Below are 7361 nucleotides of genomic sequence, written 5' to 3'. Positions count from 1 at the left end.
TGGTACTTAGGCAGCAACGACCGTATTTATGCAGCGTTTCCTTAACGCAGAGAAAAATCTTCGTGGGTTAACGTTAGGTTTGGGTTGTAGGCAGGATCGTTATCCAGCTGTTCTGCCCACGTTGCACGCATATAGTGTACTTCGGCTGCCGCTCTGGCACGCTTCTCTTCGTTGTCATCCGCCCCACGCGATACCGACTCGTGGTGGTAAAGCTCCGCATAGGGTGTCCACATATTACGGTAACCGGCTTCACGCACCTTCAAGCAAAAGTCAACGTCATTGAACGCTACCGCCAGGTGCGTCTCGTTGAGACCACCTACCTGTTCATACACATTTTTTCGCACCAGAAGGCAAGCGCCCGTTACCGCCGACAACCCATGAGCCAAATGTAGGCGTGAAAAATAGCCATACGCATGACGGCTAAAGTACTTATGCGCATGGCCAGCCACACCGCCAATGCCCAGAATAACCCCCGCATGCTGAACAGTATCATCGGGGTAATACAGCTTAGCGCCCACGCAGCCAACGCTTTCGCGGCACACGTGACGCACCATTTCAGTGAGCCATCCCGAGTTAATGGGCTCAATATCGTTATTAATCAGTCCTATGATCTCACCCTTGGCGTGACGAACGCCAACATTGTTGATCGCTGAATAATTAAACGGCTGATCCCACTCCACCACACGCACCCGTGAATCGCGTGCTTGCACCTCTTTCATATACGCCAACGTCGCTGGGCAGCGACTACCGTTGTCCAAAATCAGCAGTTCAAACTGCTGATAATCCGTGCGCGCTAAAATAGCGTCTATGCAGGGTTGCAGTATTTCCACCCTATCTCGCGTGGGCACCAACAACGACACCAGCGGACGCGATTCCGGCAACGGCCAGCACACACGATACGTATTCGGAATATGGCCAAGAGATGCCTTAGCATCAGGAAAATGCTGGGCTAAATAATCATTTACAGCCTTAAGCCCATTGTCTTGCGAATACGACTTATGCTGATGACTTAATGCTGTCGACCCTTCAATGGCCCGCCAATGATAAAGCACCTTGGGGATATGCACGATATGCTCAGGCGCTAAAGCCGCCGTTGTGCGCAATAGCAGATCGTGGTCTTGGCTACCCTCATAGCCCTCACGGAAGCCACCCACCGTCCTCACCAACTGGGCATTGAGCACTGTTAAATGCGAAATATAGTTCTGTGCCAACAACAGATCAGGGTTCCAATCAGGCTTGTAATGCGGCTCGTAACGTTCCCCGAAGCTATTTAGCTTATCTTCATCGCTGTAAATCAACTTAGCCTGGGGAGCTGTTTGCAGCGCATGCACCACTTCCAGCAATGCATCCGGCGACAGGCAGTCATCGTGATCCAGCAACGCCACAAACTCACCCACAGCAGACTCAAGCGCCGTATTGCTTGCCGCACAAATATTGCCGTTCTGCTCGCGATAGGTCACGACTATCCGCGTATCTGCCGCTGCGTAACGATCAAGTAGCGCTTTAACCGCCTCGTCTTGAGAAGCATCGTCGGCAATACATAGCTGCCAATGCGGATAACGTTGCGCTAACACAGAGTCAAGACATGCTGCCAGATAGCCTGGGTCTGAATTGTACACCGGCAATAGAATAGAAACGGTTGGCTGACATTCAAACGACGACAGACAAGCAGTCGCTTGCTCTGTGGTGAGTTCAGGTTGGCGCGCAAGCCAATCAGTATAATTACTACCCGTGTCAAAACTTTCAAAGGTGGCTTCGTAGTGTTGTAGTGCCAGCTCACGCCATTTCACCTGCTTTTCAGCAGCCAGCGCTTTTAAAGCGGGCAGCACACTCTGCTTTGTATAGCCACGCCACTGAAAATGCATGTTTACTAAGCGCTGGGCCAAGCGGTCATGGGCAAACCAAGGCGTTAACCATACAAAACGGAAATGCCGAATGCTAAAGCACCCTTCGCTTTCGAGTGGGTCAAAGCGGATATGCTTAATGCCCCCCGGCAGGTAGACCAATCGCTTCGTAATCCTACCGTTTTTAAGCGGCATGGCGACGCGCTGCGCCTCACTAATTCCCTCCCCTGTGTCGAAGTAGAGCTTCAACACCGCACACTCCTGGTCATGCTTCATCTCCACTTCCAGCATGTGCCAACCAGGCAATAACAGCGCGTTGCGAAGCGCAAACTGAGGGTCATCGCCTACCGCACGCCACGCGAATGTTTCCTCTTTGGGCAAGGCAGCTAGCTGATTAATGGCAATCAAACGGGGAGTAACAACAAACGGCTTCATGATGAGCTCGATGTAATGACTGTCATACACACCGATTGGTGTCGTGTGATCGCGTTGCGTTCAGTTTGTATCGTTTCCCGCCAATGCTTCAACAACGGCCGCTGGTCATCGCTCACATCCCACTCCCTAGTTTCACCATTACTCATCACCTGCTCCGGCATGGCAGTGTCCATTGACCTTTGTACACAGCCACTTGAACGCTTTTGTGTAAATACTTCGATAACAAACCGCTACTGAACGCGTTTTTTACCCACTAGCTGCCCAGTATCGTCAACGACAACCTCCACAACACTTCGCTTCGCCAAGGGCGTTACAAAATTATAGTGAAAGCCCACATAGCCTGAACGGGGCAACCCTAAACGCAAAAATGCAGGACGCAAATCTTTACTTTCAACCGTTGCCACCTGCTTGCCATCTACTAAGATGCTCAAAGCAACAGGCATATCGCTTTGTGCGTGCCAAGCCCACCCCGAAATACTTTTCTCACTCATTTGCTGCACAGCGCCGTGTACATACCCCTTGCCATTATCAAACAACGCTTTACGCTGCTCAAACAAGTGAACAGCCTTACGGTAAAGACGTATATCCTGCTCATTAAGCGCCGTTAGCTCTTCCAACTGCTCTTTTGGCAGCTCATAGCTCGTCGCTTTATCTGGCCGCCCCATGTTCATATCCACTGACTGAACATTCAAACCATAACGCTGATTGAACATGGCGAGGCTATCTTCATAGGCTTCATTCAAACCGACGAGCCCCATCGCTTCTAGCGGCACGTTCTGTAGTATTTTAGACTGCCGATTAACAAAGTGCGGCTTACGGTAAAACGACGGTAAATCACCTTCGTAGCCATGATGACGTACAAAATGCTGGTACTCTGAGACCACGCGCTGCACGGGATCGCGAACAAACGTCACCGTTTGGCTTACGCTAAATAAATAAACGAATTTAATCGCATTCACATGACCGCTCAAAAATGACACACGGTTACTGCACAACGTTTGATAAAACCTAAGCAAGTCTTTCTCTTCATAGACACATTGCTGCACCAATGACGAGGTTTCTGCTGCACTAGGCGAGTAATCATAAAGCACTCGCTCGCTACCAAACAGCTGCTCTGCCGCTTTTCGAAAGCTCGTGCCTGCGGTTTTAGGAATATGAACAAAAAAAATAGGTGACATAGGTAACCTTATCAAAACACCTGCAATAGCAGGCGTGGTAAACACTCAACATAACAACAGGCCAACATAGCCGCCTTTATAGGCTTACTCGTAAAGTAAAGGCGTTGACAGCTCGTTTACACAAAACGCTTTCCATGAAGTCAGCCACCCATACTATGCAAACCGACTCAAACTAGCTCAAACTATAACCGCTGCATAACACTAAGTAGTGCTCTACCATCCAAAGAATCGTTTACACAACCTTTTGCAGAAGTGCTTATGGGTTTCATTTACACATGTGCTTTTCCCACGCCCAGGCATGTTCAACAATGGTTCTTAAATCAGCGTAGCAAGGCTGCCAGTTTAGCGTTTCGCGCGCTCGCGTGGCGTCTGCCACTAAGACAGCGGGGTCACCTGCCCTGCGGCTACCTTCCTTCACGGTTAATGAACAGCCATCTTCCGCCACGACCGCTTCAACCGTTTCGATCACCTGCTGCACAGAATAGCCTTGCCCATTGCCTAAGTTAAAGGCCAAGGCACCCTGCTCTACACCGTCTGTTAAGGTGCGCATGGCCAGTAAATGCGCGCTACACAAATCTTCAATATGAATATAATCGCGGATACAGGTGCCGTCATCGGTGGCGTAGTCTCGCCCGAACACCGTGATGGATTCACGCCGGCCAGAGGCTGCCTGTAAAATCAACGGAATCAGATGCGTTTCAGGGTCGTGACACTCGCCTAGCTCACCCTCAGGGTCCGCCCCACAGGCGTTAAAGTAGCGCAAACAGATCGAATTCAAGTCATAAGCGTGATGGTAGTCTTGTAAGATTCGCTCCACCATCAGCTTACTCGCCCCATAGGGGTTAATAGGCTGTTGCGGGTGCGCATCATCAATAGGCACGTATTCAGGCTCGCCGAAGGTCGCGGCAGTGGATGAAAAAATAAAGTTTTTCACACCGTGGCGAACCATCACGTCTAGCAAGTTAAGCGTATTCACCACATTATTACGGTAATACTTGCTAGGATCTTGCATCGACTCGCCTACTAAGCTAGCCGCTGCAAAATGCATTACCCCATCAAATGCGTATTTATTGAACAACTGTTCTAACAACGCCGTATCTGCCAAATCTCCTTCCACTAACTCGCCATAGCGCGCCTGGTCGCGAAACCCCGTAGAGAGATTATCGAGCACCACCACGTTGTGACCAGCGCAAACCAACTGTTTGGCCATATGGGAGCCGATATAGCCCGCGCCGCCTATTAATAATAACTGCATCAATTATCACCATTATATTTAATATGAGATAGCTTTAAAACACACATTTTACTGGCGCACTATAAGCTTATACCTCATGACACTAAAGCAACACTTACCACTACAAAAATAATCACTTTACTACAAAGGAAAGAGCCGCATCACCAAACAGCTTCTTATAATAACTTTCGGACTCATCATCAAGCTCATTGATACTCTCTACAAAATTCAGCAGCTCTTTCTGACTCATCATTTTAAAGCTTTTCACGAGAGGAGATCCTACTACCGTTTCGTAAACCCTACCTGGACTAATCAAATACCTTTCATTTGTTTGCACTATAATATGGTCTGGGCACTCATGATCAACTATCTCTTTAACAATACTACCAGGCAAATTAATCACTACAACACGGGAAAAGAAATAAGAAAAATAACGAGCAAACCCACCAGCCTTTAATGAAGAACCTCCAAATAGCAAGACGGTTTTTTCATAGACAGCTGTTTCATTTAGATTAATCTCAAGGCTACCTGTTTTCTTAATTTTATTATCAAAGACACATTTTACAGACCCTTTCGCCTTGTCACGCAAAGAGTGGGTCATTCTTATTGAAGAAACTGGGGGAGTTAACTTTGAGCCTAGGTCACCAACAACTTCTCGCCCAAAAAATTCAAAAAAAACGTCAAACTCGTCATTATAACCAAACGCTTTCATACAAAGCTTAAATGCATTAAAAGCACCCACATCACTCCAATGTGTATCTGTTTCGTAATATGACTGTATATTCTTACTATTTTCATCAACAGGATTAACAACATTAACCGACGAATCAGACAATATATTTTCAACCTGATGCGCTAATATTTCAACTCCTTGCGAAAAAGGGTAAAGACCAGGTAAAACTCTCTCTTTTGAATTAGCTATGACATACAAGGCATTAAATTTCTTAGAGACTTCATAAAAATCGTTAGCGTAACTACACCATGCCAACTTTTTATCTTCATCTAACAACAACTTACCAGTAAATTGATCAACACTACAATTTTGGTCATTAGCTAAAAATAACCAATTATCTCTACCCTTTACTAACTCTGCCACTGGCGTAAGTGACAGTACATGAGTCCATTCAGTTTTCCCATTCACACAAAAACCAAATTTAGCCCCCTCCCCTAATTCTTGAGCAACTTTAACGCCACATCTACTTGATAGTTCTTTTGGATTAAGACCAAGCTTAGTGACTAAAAACTGGACTGCGTCAGGCCTTTCAATATTAAAAGAAAAATAAGATATTTTATTTTTGTACTGTACTGCCACAGCTGAAACGTCACCCTTCTTAATCTGTGCCCACCCCATTACTTTTAGATTGTAAAGTTCTTTTTGACGGACGATGGTACCATCAACTTTAGTTCCCAACCTAAAATAACAGCTTGGCTTTGCAATTTCACGTATACTGACAGTAAATTTTTTTGCCTGTAAACTGGCAACTCTATCTAATAAATCTAAAGCAGGCTTGAATGACTCATTTATATCAAGGCATTGCTCTAAGACTTGTTCTGCCTTTTTAAATTCACTCGTCATAATATAAGCTGATGCGAGCCTTACATAAACCCCTAAGGGAAATTTTGAATAAATTTTTATAATACATTCCCATAAGGAGATAGCATCGATATAATTTTTACCTGCCATGGCACGCTCAGCTAATGATGTAGCCTGCTTGTACTCTATATAATTAAATTTTTTCGAAACCCTACATAATAGAATCAACTCTTTTTTATGCCCCTCTTTCAAAAGAGACACGGCAAGCATAAAAGCAGCTTCTTCTGATTGAAACTTATGAAAAATGAGAGGGACATATAGAAGAGAAGCTACCTCTTCCCACCTTCCATCCGCAAAACTATCTCTAGCCTTGCTTAACACAGTATCCAGATCGATATTAAGATAAAACAAACTCTTCGCACCACTTGACGCTTGAGGCGATATGAAGCTTAACAAACCTATATCTTCACCTTGAAAGAAGCTCAACGCTAATGGCTTAAGAAGATTGACTTTTCTACTTAAAAACGGTGCGGAAGGATGTGAGGAAAAAGGAAGCTCAAGCACTTTAAAGCTACCATTCAATGATGGAAAAATAACTTCTTTAAAATAATAATCATCTCTCGAGTTAAAAGGGTCGTATGTAAAAAAATGATATTTTTGTTTTCCGTTGTTTTTCGTACTTAAAAAATCATGCAAAAAAATATTTTCGTCTAAATTGTTTTTCCCAAATTTTTTTTTAAACTTAGGGTCAGCAGAACACCTTGGGCTAATAGCGAACGCCCTTGCATTCAAAACATCCGCATAATAAATTGCAGCATAACCACCAAGGATAGAACCATACGTGACGACATCTTTACCAATAAGATAAGGGTGCAAAATATTATAGAGAAGCTTTTTACTCACCCCCTGAAAAAAAGTCCTCTCCTTATGACTCACAAAAATTACAGGCAGATTATTTGCAAGACAAAAATTAACCCCAAATCCTTTTTCTGAGTACACGCCATCGATTGTATCGAAAGCAACTATAATAGTTTGGCCTACTGAATTAATTGGATAGTGCAGCGTTATATAGTAATCATCAGACCTGTATAAGACTCTTACTTCTGCCATGCTATTTGAGGCCTCGGAAAAATTTA

General features: G+C 45.0%; 4 protein-coding genes. All 4 read right to left on the bottom strand.

The window, feature by feature from the left end; genetic code table 11:
- Window positions 1-41 precede the first annotated feature (41 nt).
- Window positions 42-2279 (bottom strand): glycosyltransferase family 2 protein, encoded by a 2238-nt coding sequence (locus INT21_RS10330; RefSeq protein ID WP_193085164.1) that lies wholly within the window; start codon window positions 2277-2279, stop codon window positions 42-44.
- 230 nt (window positions 2280-2509) lie between these two features.
- Window positions 2510-3457, bottom strand: a complete 948-nt coding sequence (locus INT21_RS10325) for a sulfotransferase family 2 domain-containing protein (protein ID WP_120386685.1) — start codon at window positions 3455-3457, stop codon at window positions 2510-2512.
- Between the two features lie 265 nt (window positions 3458-3722).
- Window positions 3723-4712 carry a UDP-glucose 4-epimerase GalE gene (galE, locus tag INT21_RS10320; RefSeq protein ID WP_193085163.1) on the bottom strand — a complete coding sequence of 330 codons (990 nt, stop codon included), beginning with the start codon at window positions 4710-4712 and terminating at the stop codon, window positions 3723-3725.
- A 112-nt stretch (window positions 4713-4824) separates the two neighbouring features.
- Window positions 4825-7361 (bottom strand): hypothetical protein (locus INT21_RS10315; RefSeq protein ID WP_226930623.1); only part of this gene is annotated, 2537 nt, incomplete at its 5' end.

Origin of the sequence: Halomonas sp. 3F2F (assembly GCF_014897805.1) — a bacterium.
Taxonomy (GTDB): Bacteria; Pseudomonadota; Gammaproteobacteria; order Pseudomonadales; family Halomonadaceae; genus Vreelandella.
Note: the sequence above shows the minus strand (reverse complement) of the source record. Positions and strands in the feature narration are given on the sequence as shown.